Below are 18,696 nucleotides of genomic sequence, written 5' to 3'. Positions count from 1 at the left end.
GCGACTACCGAGAGGAGACGCCGTGACAGGCAGTCCCCCCACCCCCTCCGGGAAGTGCCGGGGGCCCGCTCAGGGCCGCAGCCGGCGTTCCCTCATCCTGATTCTCGTCACCGCTCTGTTGGCGAGTCTCGCGCTGGTCGTGACCGGCGCTCCGGCCCAGGCCGCCGCGGCGCTGCTCTCCCAGGGCAAGGTGGCGACGGCATCCTCCACCGAGAACACCGGCACTCCGGCCTCGGCGGCCGTGGACGGCGACACCGGCACCCGTTGGTCCAGCGCCGCCAGTGACCCGCAGTGGCTCCAGATCGACCTCGGTGCGACCGCCGCGATCAGCCAGGTGGTCCTGAACTGGGAGGCGGCGTACGCAATCGCCTACCAGATCCAGACCTCCACCGACGGCGCCAACTGGACCAGCATCTACTCCACCACCACCGGCGCGGGCGGCACGGTAACCCTGAACGTCACCGGCAGTGGCCGCTACATCCGGGTATACAGCACCCAGCGTGCCACCGGGTACGGCTATTCGCTCTGGGAGTTCCAGGTCTACGGCACCGCCGGCGCGGGCTGCGGCACGACGAACGCGGCGTTGAACAAGCCCGCGACCGCGTCGTCCGCCGAGAACGCCGGCACCCCCGCCTCCTCGGCGGTCGACGGCAACGCCGGAACCCGCTGGTCCTCCGCCGCGAGCGACCCGCAGTGGCTCCAGGTCGACCTCGGCTCCTCGCAGTCCATCTGCGGAGCGCAGCTCAGCTGGGAGACCGCGTATGCGACCGCGTATCAGATCCAGGTCTCGCCGGATGGCACCAACTGGACCACCGTTTACTCCACCACCACCGGCCCTGGGGCCACCGAGCTGATCACCCTCTCCGGCACCGGCCGCTACGTCCGCGTGTACGGCACACAGCGCGCGACTCAGTACGGGTACTCCCTGTGGGAGTTCCAGATCTTCACCACAGGAGGCACCACCACACCGTCCTCGGTGCTGCTCTCGTACGGCAAACCGGCCACAGCGTCCACCTACCAGGACAGTGCCAACTGCGCCGGCTGCACCCCGGCCAAGGCGTTCGACGCCGACCCCGCCACCCGCTGGGCGACCAGTGACACCACCGGATGGGTCGACCCCGGCTGGATCGCCGTCGACCTGGGAGCCACCGCCCAGATCGATACGGTCGTCCTGCAGTGGGATCCGGCCTACGCCACCGCCTACCAGATCCAGGTCTCGAACGACGGTACCAACTGGACGAGTATCTACTCCACCACCACGGGCAAGGGTTTCAAGGAGACCCTGGCCGTCACCGGCACCGGCCGCTACATACGGATGTACGGCACGGCCCGCGGCACCGCGTACGGCTACTCCCTGTGGGGGTTCGACGTCTACGGGACCGGCGGCAACCCCACCGCCCCGCCGGCCCTGCCGCCGAACCCGGGCAATCCCGAGAAGCTGGTGTGGAGCGACGAGTTCAACGCGGCCTCCGGGACCACCCCGGACGCTTCGAAGTGGACCGCCGACGCCGGCGCCGGCGTGAACAACGAGCTGGAGTACTACACCGACAACAAGAACGCCTACCAGGACGGGAGCGGCAATCTGGTCCTGGAGGCCCGCAAGGAGGTCACCGCCGGCTCCAGCTGCCCCACGGACCCGCTGAGCGGCAGCACCACCTGCCAGTACACCTCCGGCAGGATCAACACCTCCGACCACTTCAACTTCACCTACGGCCATGTCGAGGCACGGATCAAGGTGACCGGCACCCAGGGGCTGTGGCCCGCGTTCTGGCTGCTCGGCTCCAACTTCAAGACCGGCACGCCGTGGCCCAACTGCGGTGAGATCGACATCATGGAGCACGTCGGCAAGGTCGCGGACTCTGTCTACTCGACGATCCACGCTCCGGCCTACAACGGCGCCAACGGCTACGGCTTGCCGTACACGGTGGCGGGCAGCGACTTCGCAAGTGCCTTCCATGTCTACGCCCTGGACTGGGACTCCAGCCACATGACGTTCTCCGTGGACGGCAACGCCTTCTTCACAGTGGAGCGATCGACCCTGGAGCAGACCAAGGGCCCCTGGGTGTACGACCACCCGTTCTACATCATCCTCAACAACGCGGTGGGCGGTGACTGGCCCGGCGCTCCCGACGCCACGACCGTCTTCCCGCAGAAGATGCTGATCGACTACGTGCGGGTCTCCCAGTAGCGCGACCACCTCAGGAAGAAAGGCAGTCCAGTCATGTCGCATTCGTGGCACGGAACGTCGGTGCACAGCATGGCGAAGCGCCGTCACCGCGCCCGTCTGATCAGGACACGGCTGGCTGCCTTTCTCGGGTTCCTGCTGATCGCCGCCCTCGCCCTGGTCGCCGCACCCCAACCGGCCACGGCCGCCGGACCGGTCCTGCTCTCGCAGGGGAAGCCGGCGACGGCGTCCTCCACCGAGAACACGGGCACCCCGGCCTCGGGGGCCGTGGACGGTGACACCGGCACCCGTTGGTCCAGCGCCGCGGCCGACCCGCAATGGATCCAAGTCGACCTGGGATCCAGCCAGTCGGTCAGCCAGGTCGTCCTGAACTGGGAGACCGCGTACGCCAAGGCGTACCAGATCCAGATCTCGGCGGACGGGACGAGGTGGACCTCCGTCTACTCCACCACCACCGGCGCGGGCGGTACCGAGACCCTGACCCTGACCGGCACCGGACGGTATGTGCGGATGTACGGCACCCAGCGCGCCACCCAGTACGGCTACTCCCTCTGGGAGTTCCAGGTCTACGGGGGCACGGCGGCCGCCGCCTGTGGCACCACGACAGCCGCGCTGAACCAGCCCGCCACCGCGTCCTCCACCGAGAACACAGGCACCCCGGCCGCCTCGGCGTTCGACGGAAACCTGGGTACCCGCTGGTCCAGCGCCGCCAGCGACCCGCAGTGGCTGCAGGTCGACCTGGGCTCCAGCCAGACGATCTGCGGGGCCGAGCTGAGCTGGGAGACCGCGTACGCCAAGGCGTACCAGATCCAGATCTCGGCGAACGGGACGAGCTGGACCTCCGTCTACTCCACCACCACCGGCGCGGGCGGTACCGAGACCCTGACCCTGTCCGGCACCGGACGGTATGTGCGGATGTACGGCACCCAGCGCGCCACCCAGTACGGCTACTCCCTCTGGGAGTTCACGATCCTCACGCCGGGCGGCACCACGACCCCGCCCTCCGGAGGGAACGGGGTCTGCCCGTGGGTGGGCTCCAGCGCGCCCGTCGCCGACCGCGTCGCCCAGGTCATGGCGCAGATGACGCAGGCCCAGAAGATCTCGATGCTGCACGGGAACGGCAACGCCTCGCCCTACATCGGCAACCTCTCCGCGATCCCCTCCCTGTGCATCCCCTCGATGGGCTTCCAGGACGGCCCCAGTGGTGTGGGTGACGGCCTCGGCGGCGTGACCCAGCTGCCCGCGGCCGTGGCCTCCGCCGCGACCTGGGACACCGGATTGCAGCAGCAGTACGGCGCGGTCGCCGGGAACGAGTTCGCGGGCAAGGGCGCCGATGTCGCGCTCGGCCCGACGCTCAACATCGTCCGCGATCCGCGCTGGGGCCGGGCCTTCGAGACGTACAGCGAGGACCCCTACCTCACCGCGCAGATGGCCACCGCCGGCATCCAGGGCCTGCAGAGCCGGGGCGTCATGGCGCAGGCCAAGCACGCGGCCGTGTACAACCAGGAGACCAACCGCAACGGTCCCGCCGACAACGCCGTCGTGGACACCCGCACCCTGCAGGAGATCTACCTGCCCGGCTTCCAGGCCGCGGTGAGCAAGGGCGCTGCCGCCTCGGTGATGTGCGGCTACAGCACGGTCAACGGCACCTACGCCTGCCAGAACCCCTATCTGCTGAACACCGCCCTCTACCAGCAGGCGGGCTTCGGCGGATTCGTCACCAGCGACTGGGGCGCCGCCCACTCCACCGTCGACTCCGCGAACAACGGGATGACGATGGAGATGCCCGGCGGCTACTTCTACGCGGACTTCCTCAGCCAGGCACTCGCGAACGGCCAGGTCAGCCAGGCCACGCTGAACACCATGGTCAGCCGGGTGCTGACCCAGATGTTCGCCTTCGGCCTCTTCGACAAGACCAAAACCGGCTCGACCGGCGCCGTCGTCACCACGACCGCCCACCAGGTGACCGCCCGCCAGGTCGCCGAACAGGGCAGCGTCCTGCTGAAGAACACCGGGGTCCTGCCGCTCTCGACCTCCTCGGTGCACTCCATCGCGGTCCTGGGTGCCGACGGCGGCGCCGGGGTACAGAGCGTGGGCGGCGGCAGCGCCACCGCTACCAGCTCCGGCACTGTCTCGCCGCTGACCGGCATCCAGAACCGGGCCGGCTCAGGGGTGAGCGTGCAGTACAACGACGCCTCCGACATCGCGTCGGCGGTCACCTTGGCCCGTAGCTCCGACGTGGCGATCGTCTTCGCCAGCTACGGGGAGCAGGAGGGCACCGACCTGACCAGCATCGACCTGCCGGGGCAGCAGAACTCGCTGATCTCGCAGGTCGCGGCCGCCAACCCGAAGACCATCGTGGTCCTCAACACGGGCTCGGCGGTCACCATGCCGTGGCTGGGCCAGGTCCAGGGTGTGCTGGAGAACTGGTACGCCGGGCAGGAGGTGGGCAACGCCGTGGCCGCGCTGCTGTTCGGCGACGTCAACCCCTCGGGGAAGCTGCCCGTCACCTTCCCGGCCAGCCTGGCCGACGTCCCCGCCCACACCACCGCGCAGTGGCCCGGCGACGGCAGCACAGTGCAGTACTCGGAGGGCCTGAAAGTCGGCTACCGCTGGTACGACGCAAACAACATCACTCCGCTGTACCCCTTCGGATTCGGCCTGTCGTACACGACCTTCTCCTTCTCCGGCATCCAGGTCGGCGCGCTCGACGCGAGCGGCAACGCAACGGTCAGCGCGACCGTCACCAACACCGGGAGCCGCGCGGGCGCCGAGATCGCCCAGCTCTACGTCGCAGACCCCGCCTCCACCGGCGAGCCGGCCAAGCAGCTCAAGGGATTCCATCGGGTCGACCTGCAGCCGGGGGCGAGCCAGTCCGTGCAGTTCACCGTCACCGCGCACGACCTGGCGCACTGGGCGGACAGCGCCGGCGGCTGGACGACCACCGCGGGCAGCTACCAGATCATGATGGGCGACTCCTCCCGCAACCTGCCCCTGACCGGGACCTTGACGGTCAGCAGCACGCTGAGCGCGAAGACGGTTACCACCGGCACCGGGAGTCCGGGTACCACCGTCACCGTGACCAACCCGCACGGCATGAGCAGCCTGGTCCGCACGGCGGTACGACTCCCGATCGCCGGACACACCACGACCGCCGGGTCCGCCCTCACCTTCACAGCGGCCGGCCTGCCCGCAGGGCTGTCCATCAGCCCCTCGGGTGTGATCTCCGGAACCGCCACCTCCACCGGCACCAGCACGGTCAGCGTCACCGCGACCGACCGCACCGGCGCCACCGACACCGCCGGCTTCGTGTGGACCGTCAGCTGAGCCCGCCGCCATCCGGCAGAGGGGCCCCTGACCCGCTCCTGTCCGGCAGATGGTTGAAGAGCAGGTTGAGCGCGATCGCGGTAAGGCACCCGGCGCTGATCCCGCTGTCCATCACCGTCTGGAACCAGTCGGGGAACTGCTTGTAGACGTCCGGTACGCCGACCGGCAGGAGTCCGACCGCGACCGACACCGCGACCACCGTCAGATTGTGGTTGTCCTTGAAGTCGACCGTGGCCAGCGTCCGCAGCCCGCTCGCCGCCACCGTCCCGAACATCACCAGCCCCGCGCCACCCAGCACCGGTGCCGGTATGGCCGCGACCACCGCACCGAGTTTCGGCAGCAGGCCGAGCAGCACGAGGATGCCGCCCGCCGTCGCCACCACCCAGCGGCTGCGCACTTGGGTCAGCCCCACCAGACCGACATTCTGGGCGAACGCGGTGTACGGAAAGGTGTTGAACACACCGCCGAGCACCGTGGACACCCCGTCCGCGCGCAGGCCGTCCGCGAGTCGTCCGGGCTCCACCCGCCGGCCTGTCAGCTCGCCGACCGCGATGAAGTCACCGGTGGTCTCGGTCATCGTCACCAGCGCCACCACCAGCATCGAGACGATCGCAGCGCCCTGGAAGGCCGGCGTCCCGAAGTGGAACGGCGTGCTGATGCCCACCCAGTCCGCGTCCCCGACCCCGCCGAAGTCGGTGAATCCCAGCGGTACCGCCACCACCATCCCGAGCGCGATGCCGGCCAGTACCGCGACCCGGCCGATGAACTCCGGAGCGAACCGCTGGATCGCGAGGATCGCCACCAGTACCCCGGCTGCCAGCCCAAGATTTTTCGGCGCACCGAAGTCGGCCGAACCGGTGCCGCCCGCCGCCCAGTTGCCGGCCACCGGCAGCAGGCTCAGCCCGATCACCAGGATCACCGTGCCCGTCACCAGCGGCGGGAAGAACCGCAACAGCCGCCCGAATACCGGCGCCAGCAGGATCATCGCCACTCCGGCCACGATGACGGACCCGTAGATCGCCGGCAGTCCGCCGTGCTGGCCGATCAGCACCATCGGCGACACCGCCGCGAACGTACAGCCCTGCATGATCGGCAGCCGCACTCCGAACCGCCACCAGCCCACGCACTGGAGCAGTGTGGCTATCCCGCACAGCAGCAGATCGGCGGTGATGAGATACGCCAGGTCGGCGGGCGGCATTTTCAGCGATCCGCCGACGATGAGAGGCACGGCCACCGCACCCGCGTACATGGCGAGCACATGCTGGAGGCCGAACGCGCCAAGTTGTGAGGGAGGCAGGACCTCGTCGACGGGATGGACCGGTGCGGGCGGCATGAGCACTCCTGGATGCTGCGGGTCAGGGATCCTCGAAACCGTAAACCGCTTAAACAGTTTGTTGATGTCGCCGGTGTTTCACTCGTGTGTCGCCGCCCGCATGCCGGCGCCTGTGCGCCGGTCCATTTGTGCCGGTCCCTGTGGGGCACCGTCCGGGACGCGTCACCGCCCGGGGTGCGCCGCGGTCAGCAGTCCCGGCCAGTCAGGGATCTTGACCGTCGTACGCTCCAGGGTGCGCCCCAGTGCCGCTTCCGCCGCCTCGATCGCCAGCCAGCCGGGCCACGCCACCGGGTCCTGTCCCAGGGCGCGGAGCCCGTCCAGCGGATCGCCCGGCACCTTCCGTGCCCGCAGCAGCATGGGCGCGTCGGCGACGAGCGCCGCCGCCGTCTGCTTGGCGCACGGCCGGTTGGTGCCGATCACCCCGGTCGGGCCGCGCTTGATCCACCCGGCGACATACTCGCCCGGCGACCGCGCCCCGTCCCGTAGCACCCGGCCCTCCTCGTTGGGCACGACCCCACGCCCCTCGTCGAAGGGCAGCCCGGCCAGCGGTACCCCGCGGTAGCCGACGGACCGCAGCACCAGCTGCGCGCCGATCTCCTCGTAACGCCCCGTCCCGGTAACCCCGCCGCACTCGTCGGGCGTCGTCCGCTCGAAACGCGCCCCCGCCACCCGGCCCTCGCCGAGCAGCTCCGCCGGCCGCAGGAAGAACCGCAGATGGAGCCGGCGCGCCCGTTCGCGCGGCACCCGCTCCGCCCACTCCCGCAGCACTTCCACGTTCCGCCGTGCCACCGCCGGCAGTCCCGACGGATCCGTGTACGCCGGGTCGAGTTCCAGCTCCTGCGGCCGTACGAGCACGTCCACTTCCGGCAGGCCGCCCAGCTCCCGGAGCTCCTTGGTGGTGAACTTCGCCTGCGACGGACCGCGCCGCCCCACGATGTGCACATCCGTGACCCGGCTGCCGGCCAGCGCACGCAGCGCCGCGTCGGGCACATCGGTGCGGCGCAGGTCCTGCGCGCCGCGCGCCAGGATCCGGGCCACGTCCACCGCCACATTGCCGACGCCGATCACCACTGCCGAGCGGGCCTGCAGTGCGAAGCCGTCCGGGGGTTCGTCGGGGTGCGCGCTGTACCAGGACACGAAACGGGTGGCGGAGCAGCTGCCGGGCAGATCCTCGCCGGGCACGCCCAGCCTGCGGTCGGCCGCGGCCCCTACGCAGTACACCACCGCGTGGTAGAGGCCGAGCAGCTCGGCCGGGCCCAGCCTTTCGCCCACCGTCACATTGCCCAGAAAGCGCACCCTGGGGCCCTCCAGGACCCCGCGCAGATTGCCCTGGAGGGATTTGATCTTCTCGTGGTCGGGTGCGACGCCGTACCGCACCAGGCCGTACGGGCACGGCAGCCGGTCGAGCACATCCACCGCCACATCGGGCACCGTGTCCTGGCGGACCAGCGCCTCCGCCGTGTAGACACCGCTCGGACCGGATCCGACGACTGCGACGCGAAGCACGGGCAGGCTCCTTCCCGCTGGGTACGTCCAGCATGGCACCGGAGCCCGGTCCGCGGGAGGTCGGCGAAGGCCGCGCATGCGTGCGATCTCGCTGGTCTGCTGGGCTGTCACTTCGGTCGCCCATTCCCCCACCTGGATGTCGTTCCCGGCCGAGAGCACGTCGGTGGCCATCGTGACCGCTCCCTGCTGATGTGTGATCATCAGTTTCAGGAACAGCCGCTCGAACGCCGCACCCCGGGCCGCTCCCGCTCGGCGATCTGCTGGTCCGTAGCCGTGCCCGGCATGGCGCCGTGCTCGTGTGCGCTGTGCTCCGCCATGCCGCCGTTGGCCTTCAGCCAGGCACTCATCGTCGTGATCTCCGGCCCCTGGGAAGCCGAGATCCGGTCCGCGAGTCCCTTCAGCCACTTGGACTCCGCACGCTTCGCAGCGAGCCCGCTCATCAGCAGCGCCCGCTGATGGTGTTCGACCATCCTGGTCACATAGCCGATATCGGCTTGATCGGGCGTGTCGTCGGGGTGGGCCTTCGCCGCTTCCGCGGCGGAGAGTGTCGAGGCGTCCTCGCCCGGCTTGCCCGCAGCGATGACCCCGGGGCCACCGCCCGCCTTCGTGCCGCTGTCCGGGCCGCAGCAAATGTCCAACACCTGGTCAACATTCCCAAGCAAGCCCTCCAAGCGTCGACTCCGGCCTGGCGTTCCAGGGGCAGTACGCCTTCGCCGGAAACCACGACGGCTTTGTCGTATACGACATCAGCCCACCCGCAACCCCGGAGATCGTGGGCCGGGTGTTCTGTCCCGGATCGCACAACGGCATCTCCGTCTCCGGGAATCTGCTGATCCTGTCCACCGACTCCTCCCGCAATGACAACTCCTGTGCGAGCACCACCCAGCCCGCCACCGAGAAGTCCTCCTGGGAGGGCATCAAGGTCTTCGACATCAGCGACAAGGCAACCCCGGATACGTGGCCGCCGTCGAGACCGACTGCGGCTCGCACACCCACACATTCGTGCCGACCAAGCGTGACTGCCGGCCGCCGCACGACGGAATCTCCGTGGCCAAGGTCCCCCGCGCCAACCCCGAGGCCTCAGCGGTCGTCAACTTCCCCGTGCTCTTCCCGGACGGCGGTAACCCCGGCATCCCGGCCACCGACACCAAGGCGAGTGTCTCGGCCACCACCGGCTGCCACGACATCACCGTCTACCGTTCCTGGTCAGTGAGCAGGAGTGTGCCCTGGCTCACCGGCACGTCCCGAACGGTCTTGGACGCACTGGTCCTCCCCGCGGCCGGAGGCCGCTGATCGACGCCTTCGCATCCCGGGCCATGGTCCAGGCCTGGTACCAGGGCGGCGTCTCCGTCTGGGACTTCACCGACTCGGCCCACCCCCAGGAGATCGGATTCTTCGAGCGCGGCCCTATCTCGGCCGACACCTTCACAGTCGGCGACTCGTGGTCCGCCTATTACTACAACGGCTACATCTACTCCAACGACATCCGCGAAGGCTTCGACGTCCTGAAGATCTCCGACCGGCGCACCGACAGCGCCAAACGGGTCCGCCTGGCCGAGCTCAACGTCCGAGCCAGCCCGGCTACCGCTGACCGCCACGGAACAGCGGCGTTCCGCCGGGAGGCTCCCCGCCCGGCGGAACGCCCCTGAACCACTCCAGCCCGAACCGCTGGAACAGCTCCGCCCGCAGCAGTGACGAAGGCATCGGCGCGCCGGGCAGCAGCTGCGCGAACACCGCGCCCATCAACAGCGCCCGCAGCATCCGGTAGTCCGACTCCGGATCGGGCGACCCCCATCCCGCGACCGAATCGCGCAACAGAGCGGCCAGCCGCTGCTGCTCCGGGCACTGCACGAAACCCTCCTCCTGAAGGATCCCCGCCATATGCGCCCGCATCAGCACCGGATGCCTGGAGGCCAGCCCCAGAACGCAGTCGATCGCCCGTGCCAGCCGCTCCCGCCCGCAGATCTCGCGCGGATCGCGCTCGAGCGCGGCGGCCAGCTCCTGGTGCATCAGCCGGTGCGTCGCCGACTGCAACAGCTGCCGCTTCCCGGGGAAGTAGTACGAGACCAGCCCGCGTGCCGCCCCCGCCCGGTCCGCGATGTCACCGAGCTTCGTCGCCTCGTAACCGTGCTCCTCGACGAGCTCGACGGTCGCCAGCAGCAACCGCTCCTGGGAACGCCGGCGCATCTCTTCATTGACCGATGGACGCCGGGGGGACATGCTTTACTCCTGCGTTGACTGGCTCTGAGCCAATATACTCAGAGTCGTTGGTACCCGGCGGCACGGGGGACTGCCGGGTACCTCTTCGCGGGCTTCGCGACGGCTGTGCCGGACCCCGCTCCCCGGGTCGTTCATATGACCTGCTCGTCCAGGAGACCGAGGACCGGCCACAGCGCGTCCGGGCGCCGCTCCACCGGCAGGTGGTCGACGAGATGCACGGGGCAGCCCAGCGCGGCGGCACCGGCGTCCGCATGCCGGTCGTCCCCGACCATCGCCACCTGCTCCGGCGGCAGCCCCAGCCCCTCGCAGGCGATACGGAAAATCCCCGGTTCCGGCTTCTGGACGCCGTGCTCAAAGCTCAGCACGAACACATCGACGAACCGGTCAAGACCGTGCTCCCGGAACACCGGACGCAGGTCCCAGCCGATATTGCTCACCACCGCCACCGCGATACCCCGCCGCCGCAGCTCGCCAAGGACCTCGGCGGCGTCCGGGTACGGTGTCCAGGCGGCCGGCGCCATATGCCGGTCGTACAGCTGGTCGTACAGCTCCTCCCACGGCAGCTCCGCCTCCCGCGCGAGCGCGGTGTAGGCGGCACGGTGCTGCGCCGCGCTGCGGTCGCGTTCACGCCACAACTGCTCCAGGTGCGGCGGCATGACCTCCGGTGGTGGCCCGCCGGGCTGCCCGCCGGACCGGGCCAAACGCCGCGCGTAGGCGGCGGATTCCGCTTCCCGGACGGCGATTCCCGCCTCGGCCAGGGTTGCTCGCAGCCAGCTGGCGGCGGATTCGATACGCAGCAGCGTCCCCGAGAAGTCGAACATGCAGCCTTTGATCGTCATGGCCGCGATTCTTCCAGCCACGGCGAGCACACAGCCGCCGATCCCGCCACCACGGCGCCCCCGAACAGCCATCCGCCGACCACATCGCTCGGCCAGTGCACACCGAGATAGACCCGGGTGAAACCGACCCCCACCACCGAGACGACCGCGAGTGCCCATGCCGCCCCGCGCCACCAGACGCCCGCCCCAGTACGCCGCAGGAAGAGCCACAGCAGCGCACCGCAGACGACCGCCGCGGTCATCGCGTGCCCGGACGGGAAAGCCGCGTAACTCGCGCTGTCCACCGGGTCCGGCCACCTCGGGCGGGCACGGCCGACCGCCGACTTCACCCCCTGCTCCAGCACACTGCCGGCCACGCCGCACACCACCAGCCACAGCGCGGTCCGCAGCTCACGCCGCCACAGCGCCCACAGGACCGCGAGGGCGAGCAGCACGCGCATCGTCAACGGATCCCACACCCAGTCGGTGAGCACCCGGTTGACGTGCGTCCAGCCGGGGTGCGCCACCGCGACCCGGTGCAGGTCGGCCGCGGTCCTCGCATCCAGCCTCATCAACGGACTCCATCGGGCCGCCACAAGCACGAGCAGCAGCACGAACAGCGCGCCGAGTACCGCGGTGGCCCGGAGGCAGGCGCGGCGCTCGGCATGGGCAGGAGCAGGGCGGTCGGTCACGGGCGCTCGTCGCATACATGGATCATCGCCGACGGCGCGCCTGTACGGCCGTGCAAGGTGCCGGTGCGACAACCCGCCGGGCGTTTCCACCAGCTCACGGGTCAGTACACCCGGGCCAGCGCGCCGATCCCCGGGCCGAAGGCCACCAGCAACGGCACGGCCGGGACGAGCAGCGCGAGCGCGGTGACCCGGGCACGGCGCGCCCGGGACAACCGCGGGGCGGCGTCCAGGAGGCGGTCGACGCGGTGCGGGACCTGGGCGAGCGGGGTGGGGCACGGCCCGAAGACTCCGCGGTCCTCGTTGAGCTCGACCAGGGCGAGTGCCGTTGTCAGGTGCCCGAAACGGCGTGAGGCGATGTCGTCGGCGGCCAGCTCGACCAGCCGGTGCACCTGGTTGCGGAAGCCGGCGAAGACCGGGACCTGCGGGAAGCCGACGGCCAGCGCGCTCGCGCAGTGCAGCAGCAGATCGTGCCGGGCCCGTGCGTGTCCCTGCTCGTGGGCGAGCACGGCATCGAGCTGCCGCCCCTTGAGCCGCCGCAGGGCACCTGTGGTGATGACCAGCCGGGGGCGTGTGCCGGGCAGCCACCAGGCGTCGGGCCGATCGCCTTCCAGGACGACGAGACGGCCGGCCCGGCCCGGCCGCTCGCCGGGCATTTCCGGGGCACGCTCCAGAAGGCCGGCGCGCCGCCGCCGTTGACGGGCCCCCGCCGCACGGACCTCGCGGGTGAGCATCGCCGCGGTCCAGACGCCGCCGCAGGCGAGGAGGGCGGCCAGGTATCCGGCCCAGGGCCCGTAGCCGGGGAGCCTGTACGCGTCCATGACGCCACTGGGCGCGAAGGCGAACAGATGCCCGCGCACTGCCGCCCACGCGGCAGCGGCGCTCAGCGCCATCGCGAGCACACAACACAACAGGACGGCGGCGACCACGCACTGCCAGACCCACAGTGCAAGCACCGGTTCGCGCTCCGGCCAATCGGCACGGGACAGCAAGCGCGGCGCCATTGCCGCCGCCAGTGCGCCGAGGACCAGCAGCACGAACGGGACCGTCATGCCGCACACACTATGAGTGCGCTACTACTCTCCGGCGTGGCGCGGCGCGAAAGTGACGCACGCCTCACCGCCTCAGAGCGCCAGCAGCATCGCGAGCATCCCGATCGCCATGGACACCCGGCATGCCGCCGCCAGCTCGGGCGCCTGGAGTACGGCGGTGCCCGGCTGCCCCGCCACCGCGGGCACCGACACCAGCCGCACCCCGGCCGCCAGCACATATGCGGCGAAATACGCCAGCAGCAGCCCCGTCAGCAAAGGCACGCCGACGTGATCGTGCCCGGCGTGTTCCGCCGGCCCGCCCGACGGGACCATGACCGCCGCCATATACGCCATCGCAGCGGTCCCCACGGCGTGGTGCACATGGTGCGCGGACCACCCCGGACGGCCTCCGGCCTGCCGCAGCGCCCGAAGCGCCGCCGTCCCGAAGAGCACCGCGAGCACTCCGGGACCCCAGGGCCGCAGGTCCAGCACGGAAGCGGGCACGGCCATCACCGCCATGCCGATGCCCATGAAGCCCTCGTCGCCCGAGGAGCCCCGCCCGCCCGTCCGCAGCAGGCAGACAATCCCGCTCCCCGTCCCGAGCAGCACGAGCAGCCAGCAAACCAACAGTGTTCCATGCATGAAACGCCTCCCCTCCGGCCCTGGACGGGTGAGTCCTGTGTCGCGTCGCCGCCCGAGTGCGGCTGCGAGGCGGAGGATCACCGGGCGTACCCGGATGACCCCGCAACGCGGCGTCCGCGCGTGCCGGACGACGCGAAGCAGCCGGGGCGCAGGACTTGGCCGTCCAGAAGAAGCTGCCCGCACCCGGCGGCGCACACCCAAGCGCACAGACGTACCGGGGGAGCGCGAGGCCCGGGTCCGAGCCCCGTCCGGCAGCTCACGGGACATGTCAGGGCCGACGGCGCAGCGGATGGCCGGGCGGCACCTCCACGATGACGATCTCGTGCCCGTCCGGATCCCTGATCCGCATCTCAACCAGCCCCCACGGCTCCAACTGGGGCTCGCGCAGCACCCTGACGCCGCGTTCCGCCAGTTCCTCGTACGCCGTCGTCGTATCGGGGACCTGTAGCCACAACCGCAGCGCGGGCGTCGCAGGCCCGTCCGACCGTCCCGACACCTCCAGGAACCCACCGCCCAGGAAGAAGACCGTCCCGCGCTCGGACCGCTCCCCGAACTCCCGGTACACCGCCAGCCCCAGCGCGTCCCGGTAGAAGGCCCGCGATCGCTCCAGGTCGGCCGGCCGCAGCAGAATCCGGCTGCTCAGTACGTTGACCATGCGGCCGAGGTTACCGATCACGGTAACCTCGTCCGGATGGACACGACCTTCCGCACCGCGACCACCGCCGACATCCCCGCGCTCGTCGCGCTCATCGAATCCGCGTACCGGGGCGACTCCAGCCGGGCCGGCTGGACCACCGAGGCCGATATCCTCGGCGGCCAGCGCACCGACCCCGAAGGCGTCGCCGGCGTACTGGAACACGCCGACAGCCGGATGATCGTGGTCGAGAGGGGCGGCGAGGTGGTGGCCTGCTGTCAGGTCGAGGACCGTGGCGGTCAAGCGTACTTCGGGATGTTCGCCGTCCGCCCGACCCTCCAGGGTGATGGTCTCGGCAAGAAGCTCCTCGCCGAGGCCGAACGTCTCGCGCGCGACGAATGGCACGCGGGTGAGATGCACATGACGGTGCTCTCCGCCCGCGAGGAACTCCTCGCCTTCTACGTCCGCCGCGGCTACGCCCGCACCGGCGAGACGACGCCCTTCCCCTACGGGGACGAGCGCTTCGGCCTGCCCACCCGCGACGACCTGCGGTTCGAGCTGCTGGTGAAGAAACTCGGCTGAGCGCGTCCTCAGGCCGGTCGGTCTCAGGGCCTGTCCGGCGGATCTCCGCCGGGCAGACCCTGAGTCTGAGAGGCCGCGCGAATAGGTGGGGCGGCGTCGCGTGCCGAGCTGTGACATCAGCCGACTCCGTCGGCGGGGGCGTCTGGAAGTGTTGCCGTCGGTGTCGGTCGACGACTCTCCCCCAGACTCCGTCCGGGAGGTGCCCGCACCAAGCTCTCGGCTCCGCTCGAGCAGGGGGCACCCCCATCGCGTCGCCTCGCCCCCAGCCTTCGGCCGGGAGGTGCCCCCACCTTCCTCCACCCCACCTATTCGCGCGGCCTCTTAAAGCCGCCCCGCCTCTACGATCCGCCGCAGGAACTGCTGGGTTCGAACCGCGGTAGGCGAGCCGAAGACCTCGCCGGGGGTGCCGCGCTCCAGCACGACGCCTCGGTCGAGGAAGCACACCTGGTCGGCGACCTCGCGGGCGAAGGCCATCTCATGCGTGGCGATGACCATCGTCATCCCCTGCGATTTCAGGTCCCGCACGACCCCGAGCACCTCGCCGACGAGTTCCGGGTCCAGCGCCGCGGTGATCTCGTCCAGGAGCAGCAGCCGGGGCTGCCCGGCCAGCGCCCGTACGATCGCGACGCGCTGCTGCTGGCCACCGCTGAGCCGGTCCGGGTACTCGCCCGCCTTCTCCGCGAGGCCGAGCCGGGCGAGCAGCTCGCGCGCCCGGTCCTCGGCCTCGGCGCGCGGCACCTTGTGCACCCGGCGCGGGGCGAGGGTGATGTTGTCGAGCACGGTCATGTGCGGAAACAGGTTGTACGCCTGGAAGACCACGCCGATCCGGCGCCGCACCGAGTCCGGGTCGACGTGCGGGTCGGTGATCTCCTCGCCGTCGAGAAAGATCGCCCCGTCGTCGATCTCCTCCAGCAGATTCACGCAGCGCAGCAGGGTGGACTTGCCGGAGCCGGAGGCGCCGATCAGCACCGTCACGGTGTGCGGGGGCACGGCCAGGCCGACGTCCCGCAGCACCACCGAGCCGCCGAATGTCTTGCGGACCGACTCCAGCCGGAGTACCGGGGTGTCGCTCATACCGTGCCTCCCTGCGACTGGCGGCGGTTCATCCGGGCCGTGACCCAGTCGGTGAACCGGGTCATCGGGATCGTCAGCGCGACGAAGACCAGGCCCGCGACCACGTACGGCGTGTAGTTGAAATCCTTGCTGGCGATGATCTGTGCCGCGTAGACGGCGTCGACGACGCCCGCGATCGACACCAGCCCGGTGTCCTTCTGCAGTGACACCAGGTCATTGAGGAGCGGCGGTACGACACGCCGCACAGCCTGCGGAAGCACCACGTGGCGCATGGTCTGCGCGCCGGTCAGGCCCAGCGACCGGGCGGCGGCCCGCTGACTGGGATGGACGGTCTCGATGCCGGCCCGGAAGACCTCGGCGACGTACGCCGAATAGGTCAGCACCAGCGCCGCGCCGCCCAGCATGACCGGGTTGTTGGTCACCCCCTGCAACCGCAGCGCCGGGACGCCGAAGACCACCGCCAGCAGACAGATGACCAGCGGCAGTCCGCGGAAGAAGTCGACATAGGCGGTGGCGAGCAGACGCAACGGGAAGAAGACCGGCCCGCGCAGGGTGCGCGCGATGGCGATCAGCAGCCCGAACACCAGCACGATCACGCCGCAGACGACCATCAGCCGCAGGTTGAGCCAGAGCCCGTCGATGATCTGGGGAAAGGAGACGCGTGCGTAGTGCCAGCTGAAGAAGGTCTCGCGGGTGCGCGGCCAGCCGGGGGAGTTGGTGATGACGAAGAAGAGCACCAGGCCCGTGACGAGGGTGCTCAGACCGGCGATGGCCGTCGCCCGGCGGGTACGGGCGTTCTTGTGACGCTCGCGCTCGATCCGCCGGGCCGACGGGGTGTACGTGTCCTCCAAGGTCACTTGAGCACCGGTGCGTTCACCGCGTCGGACAGCCACTGCTTCTCGATGGAAGCGAGGGTGCCGTCCTTGCGCAGAGTGTCGACGGCCTTGCTGACGCAGGAGGTGAGGCTGCTGCCCTTGTCGAGGACGAGCCCGAAGTGCTCGGGTTTGCCGACGGAGTTCTCGAACTGTCCGACGATCTTCGCCTCGGTCACCTCGGCCGAGGTGATGTAGAAGGCGGTGGGCAGGTCATAGACGATCGCGTCGACCTGGCCGTTCTTCAACGCGGAGGTGGCGAGGTCGTTCTTCTGGTAGACGGCCGGCTTCTGGTCCGGCTTGATGACGTCGTTGATGTAGTCGAGGCTCGTGGTGCCGACCTGGGCACCGAGCTTGAACTTCTTCAGCCCGGCGATGCTGGTCGCCTCGGCGGCCTTGGAGCCCTTCAGCGCTACGACGGCCTGCCGGACGTCGTAGTAGCCGGAGGAGAAGTCCACCGCCTTTTTGCGGTCGGCGTTGATGGAGACCTGGTTGATGTCGAAGTCGAAACTCTTCGCGCCCGGCGCGAAGGCATTGTTGAATGCCACCTTCTGCCAGACCACATCACCCTTGCTGTAACCGAGCTGCTTGGCGACGGCATACGCGACCGCCGACTCGAATCCCTTGCCGTTGGAGGGGTTGTCGCCGGAGAACCACGGGTCGTACGCGGGGTTGTCGGTGCCCACGGTCAGCTTCCCCTTGACCTGGGTGCCCAGGCCCGAAGCCGTGCACGAGGGGGAGGCGGAGCCGGACGCGGAGGTGGAACCGCCCGAGGTGGTGTTGTCCTGCGGGGCGCAGGCCGCCGCGGTGAGGGCGAGAACGGAGGCCGCGGCTATGGCGGCGAGGCGCGGGGCCGGCGAGGCGATGGCAGGACGCATGGCCGGAGATTGACACCGTAGCCGTGGGTCTGTCCAGATCAGGCCGGTGACCGTCCACATGGCGGACATTTGTGACAGGCGTGTTGCCTACCTCAGGTGGCCGGTCCCATGCTCTTCCCGGCCGCCACCGCGTGTTTGATCTCGGGGACGTCGGTGGCGGCGCCGTCGAGGCCCAGGGCGCGGGCGAGTGCCAGCTCCTGCGCGGTATTGACGGTCCACGCCATGACGGCGATGCCCGCGCGGTGGCACTGCCGGACCAGTTCCAGGTAGATCCGCCGCAACTCCAGGCTGACCAGGTGCGCGCCGACATCCTGCGCCCGCTCCACGATCTCCGGGCCGAGCCGGCCGGCGACCAGCACCGTCCGTACGCCGGGCAGGTACTCCCGGACCTCGCGCAACGCCTCGTCATGGAACGACAGCACGGTGACCCGGTCGAGGAGCCGTCGTTCGCGCAGTACGTCCGCGAGAACCCGTGCCGCCGCCACATCCTTGATCTCCGCCTGGATGGGCGTCGCCACAGCGTCCAGCACCTCTTCGAAGACCGGCACCCGCTCGCCGAGCCCGGCGTCCAGCTGGCGCAGTTCCGCCAGGGTGAGATCGGCGATCGCGCCGCTGCCGTCCGTCGTCCGGTCGACCTTGGCGTCGTGCATCACGACGAGCGCGCCGTCCTTGCTCAGGTGCAGGTCGAGCTCGATCTGGTCCAGGCCCTCGCGCTCGGCGCGGACGAAGGAGCGCAGGGTGTTCTCGGGCTCGACGCCCATCACGCCGCGGTGGCCGACGGTGAGGAAGCTCATGGCCGCCAGCCTAGGCCGCGCCGGACCGCACTACGGCGAACACCCGGTGACGGCACGCCGACCACCTGAGGAAGATCGTCCCCCTTCCACTTGATCAGGAGAACCTTGCGC

The 18,696-nt window shown here is 70.1% G+C and carries 15 protein-coding genes and 2 pseudogenes; 4 read left to right on the top strand and 13 right to left on the bottom strand.

Annotated features, from left to right (window positions below; all coding sequences use genetic code 11):
- The first annotated feature begins 94 nt into the window (after positions 1-94).
- The gene (locus FCI23_RS37340; protein ID WP_407646083.1) at positions 95-2,188 is read left to right on the top strand and encodes a discoidin domain-containing protein; all 2,094 of its coding nucleotides are present in this window, start codon (positions 95-97) and stop codon (positions 2,186-2,188) included.
- 69 nt (positions 2,189-2,257) lie between these two features.
- Positions 2,258-5,512, top strand: coding sequence for a glycoside hydrolase family 3 C-terminal domain-containing protein (locus FCI23_RS37335; protein ID WP_136728613.1), 3,255 nt, complete (start codon positions 2,258-2,260; stop codon positions 5,510-5,512).
- Here FCI23_RS37335 and FCI23_RS37330 read toward each other — a convergent pair.
- The 3 genes and pseudogenes from FCI23_RS37330 to FCI23_RS63255 all read right to left on the bottom strand — a co-directional run.
- The gene (locus FCI23_RS37330) at positions 5,505-6,845 is read right to left on the bottom strand and encodes a nucleobase:cation symporter-2 family protein (protein WP_136728612.1); all 1,341 of its coding nucleotides are present in this window, start codon (positions 6,843-6,845) and stop codon (positions 5,505-5,507) included. The genes FCI23_RS37335 and FCI23_RS37330 overlap by 8 nt on opposite strands.
- 162 nt (positions 6,846-7,007) lie before the next feature.
- A complete protein-coding gene (locus FCI23_RS37325; RefSeq protein WP_136728611.1) occupies positions 7,008-8,756 on the bottom strand; it encodes a DUF305 domain-containing protein in 1,749 nt (582 codons plus the stop codon).
- Positions 8,720-8,821, bottom strand: a pseudogene (locus FCI23_RS63255) (DUF305 domain-containing protein); the annotation flags it as partial. The pseudogene FCI23_RS63255 and the gene FCI23_RS37325, both read right to left, overlap by 37 nt.
- 45 nt (positions 8,822-8,866) lie before the next feature.
- Between FCI23_RS63255 and FCI23_RS37320 the strand changes: the two are divergent.
- Positions 8,867-10,000 (top strand): annotated as a pseudogene (locus FCI23_RS37320) (LVIVD repeat-containing protein).
- On the opposite strand, the gene FCI23_RS37315 reads toward FCI23_RS37320, so the two are convergent.
- The 6 genes from FCI23_RS37315 to FCI23_RS37290 all read right to left on the bottom strand — a co-directional run bounded on the left by FCI23_RS37315 (position 9,933) and on the right by FCI23_RS37290 (position 14,406).
- Positions 9,933-10,571 carry a TetR/AcrR family transcriptional regulator gene (locus FCI23_RS37315; protein WP_136728610.1) on the bottom strand — a complete coding sequence of 213 codons (639 nt, stop codon included), beginning with the start codon at positions 10,569-10,571 and terminating at the stop codon, positions 9,933-9,935. The pseudogene FCI23_RS37320 and the gene FCI23_RS37315 overlap by 68 nt on opposite strands.
- Positions 10,572-10,702: 131 nt before the next feature.
- Positions 10,703-11,410: an HAD family hydrolase gene (locus tag FCI23_RS37310; RefSeq protein WP_136728609.1), complete on the bottom strand. Its 708-nt coding sequence runs from the start codon at positions 11,408-11,410 to the stop codon at positions 10,703-10,705.
- Positions 11,407-12,096 carry a phosphatase PAP2 family protein gene (locus FCI23_RS37305; RefSeq protein WP_136728608.1) on the bottom strand — a complete coding sequence of 230 codons (690 nt, stop codon included), beginning with the start codon at positions 12,094-12,096 and terminating at the stop codon, positions 11,407-11,409. The genes FCI23_RS37310 and FCI23_RS37305 overlap by 4 nt, the downstream gene beginning before the upstream one ends.
- 86 nt (positions 12,097-12,182) lie before the next feature.
- Complete coding sequence (locus tag FCI23_RS37300; protein ID WP_136728607.1) at positions 12,183-13,130, bottom strand: M56 family metallopeptidase; 948 nt, start codon at positions 13,128-13,130, stop codon at positions 12,183-12,185.
- Positions 13,131-13,202: 72 nt separating this feature from the next.
- Entirely contained in the window at positions 13,203-13,751 is a 549-nt protein-coding gene (locus FCI23_RS37295; protein ID WP_136728606.1) for a DUF5134 domain-containing protein, read from the bottom strand.
- 268 nt (positions 13,752-14,019) lie between these two features.
- Positions 14,020-14,406 carry a VOC family protein gene (locus FCI23_RS37290; protein WP_136728605.1) on the bottom strand — a complete coding sequence of 129 codons (387 nt, stop codon included), beginning with the start codon at positions 14,404-14,406 and terminating at the stop codon, positions 14,020-14,022.
- A gap of 36 nt (positions 14,407-14,442) precedes the next feature.
- On the opposite strand from FCI23_RS37290, the gene FCI23_RS37285 reads away from it, so the two are divergent.
- Complete coding sequence (locus tag FCI23_RS37285) at positions 14,443-14,967, top strand: GNAT family N-acetyltransferase (protein WP_136728604.1); 525 nt, start codon at positions 14,443-14,445, stop codon at positions 14,965-14,967.
- A gap of 321 nt (positions 14,968-15,288) precedes the next feature.
- Here FCI23_RS37285 and FCI23_RS37280 read toward each other — a convergent pair whose 3' ends face one another.
- From FCI23_RS37280 to FCI23_RS37265, 4 genes are all read right to left on the bottom strand, one after another.
- The gene (locus FCI23_RS37280; protein WP_136728603.1) at positions 15,289-16,041 is read right to left on the bottom strand and encodes an amino acid ABC transporter ATP-binding protein; all 753 of its coding nucleotides are present in this window, start codon (positions 16,039-16,041) and stop codon (positions 15,289-15,291) included.
- Entirely contained in the window at positions 16,038-16,898 is an 861-nt protein-coding gene (locus tag FCI23_RS37275) for an amino acid ABC transporter permease (RefSeq protein WP_211265619.1), read from the bottom strand. The genes FCI23_RS37280 and FCI23_RS37275 overlap by 4 nt, the downstream gene beginning before the upstream one ends.
- The gene (locus FCI23_RS37270; RefSeq protein ID WP_136728601.1) at positions 16,895-17,791 is read right to left on the bottom strand and encodes an ABC transporter substrate-binding protein; all 897 of its coding nucleotides are present in this window, start codon (positions 17,789-17,791) and stop codon (positions 16,895-16,897) included. Before FCI23_RS37270 ends, FCI23_RS37275 begins: the two co-directional genes overlap by 4 nt.
- Positions 17,792-17,883: 92 nt before the next feature.
- Positions 17,884-18,585 carry a glycerophosphodiester phosphodiesterase gene (locus FCI23_RS37265; RefSeq protein ID WP_136728600.1) on the bottom strand — a complete coding sequence of 234 codons (702 nt, stop codon included), beginning with the start codon at positions 18,583-18,585 and terminating at the stop codon, positions 17,884-17,886.
- Between the last annotated feature and the right edge of the window lie 111 nt (positions 18,586-18,696).

It is taken from the genome of Actinacidiphila oryziradicis, from assembly GCF_005047355.1.
In the GTDB taxonomy this organism is placed as follows: Bacteria; Actinomycetota; Actinomycetes; order Streptomycetales; family Streptomycetaceae; genus Actinacidiphila; species Actinacidiphila oryziradicis.
Note: the sequence above shows the minus strand (reverse complement) of the source record. Positions and strands in the feature narration are given on the sequence as shown.

Coding starts and splice junctions, on each gene's coding strand:
- FCI23_RS37335 (WP_136728613.1), top strand. CDS start 2,258: ATGGCGAAGCGCCGTCACCGCGCCCGTCTGATCAGGACACGGCTGGCT.
- FCI23_RS37330 (WP_136728612.1), bottom strand. CDS start 6,845: ATGCCGCCCGCACCGGTCCATCCCGTCGACGAGGTCCTGCCTCCCTCA.
- FCI23_RS37315 (WP_136728610.1), bottom strand. CDS start 10,571: ATGTCCCCCCGGCGTCCATCGGTCAATGAAGAGATGCGCCGGCGTTCC.
- FCI23_RS37310 (WP_136728609.1), bottom strand. CDS start 11,410: ATGACGATCAAAGGCTGCATGTTCGACTTCTCGGGGACGCTGCTGCGT.
- FCI23_RS37305 (WP_136728608.1), bottom strand. CDS start 12,096: ATGCGACGAGCGCCCGTGACCGACCGCCCTGCTCCTGCCCATGCCGAG.
- FCI23_RS37300 (WP_136728607.1), bottom strand. CDS start 13,130: ATGACGGTCCCGTTCGTGCTGCTGGTCCTCGGCGCACTGGCGGCGGCA.
- FCI23_RS37295 (WP_136728606.1), bottom strand. CDS start 13,751: ATGCATGGAACACTGTTGGTTTGCTGGCTGCTCGTGCTGCTCGGGACG.
- FCI23_RS37290 (WP_136728605.1), bottom strand. CDS start 14,406: ATGGTCAACGTACTGAGCAGCCGGATTCTGCTGCGGCCGGCCGACCTG.
- FCI23_RS37285 (WP_136728604.1), top strand. CDS start 14,443: ATGGACACGACCTTCCGCACCGCGACCACCGCCGACATCCCCGCGCTC.
- FCI23_RS37280 (WP_136728603.1), bottom strand. CDS start 16,041: ATGAGCGACACCCCGGTACTCCGGCTGGAGTCGGTCCGCAAGACATTC.
- FCI23_RS37270 (WP_136728601.1), bottom strand. CDS start 17,791: ATGCGTCCTGCCATCGCCTCGCCGGCCCCGCGCCTCGCCGCCATAGCC.
- FCI23_RS37265 (WP_136728600.1), bottom strand. CDS start 18,585: ATGAGCTTCCTCACCGTCGGCCACCGCGGCGTGATGGGCGTCGAGCCC.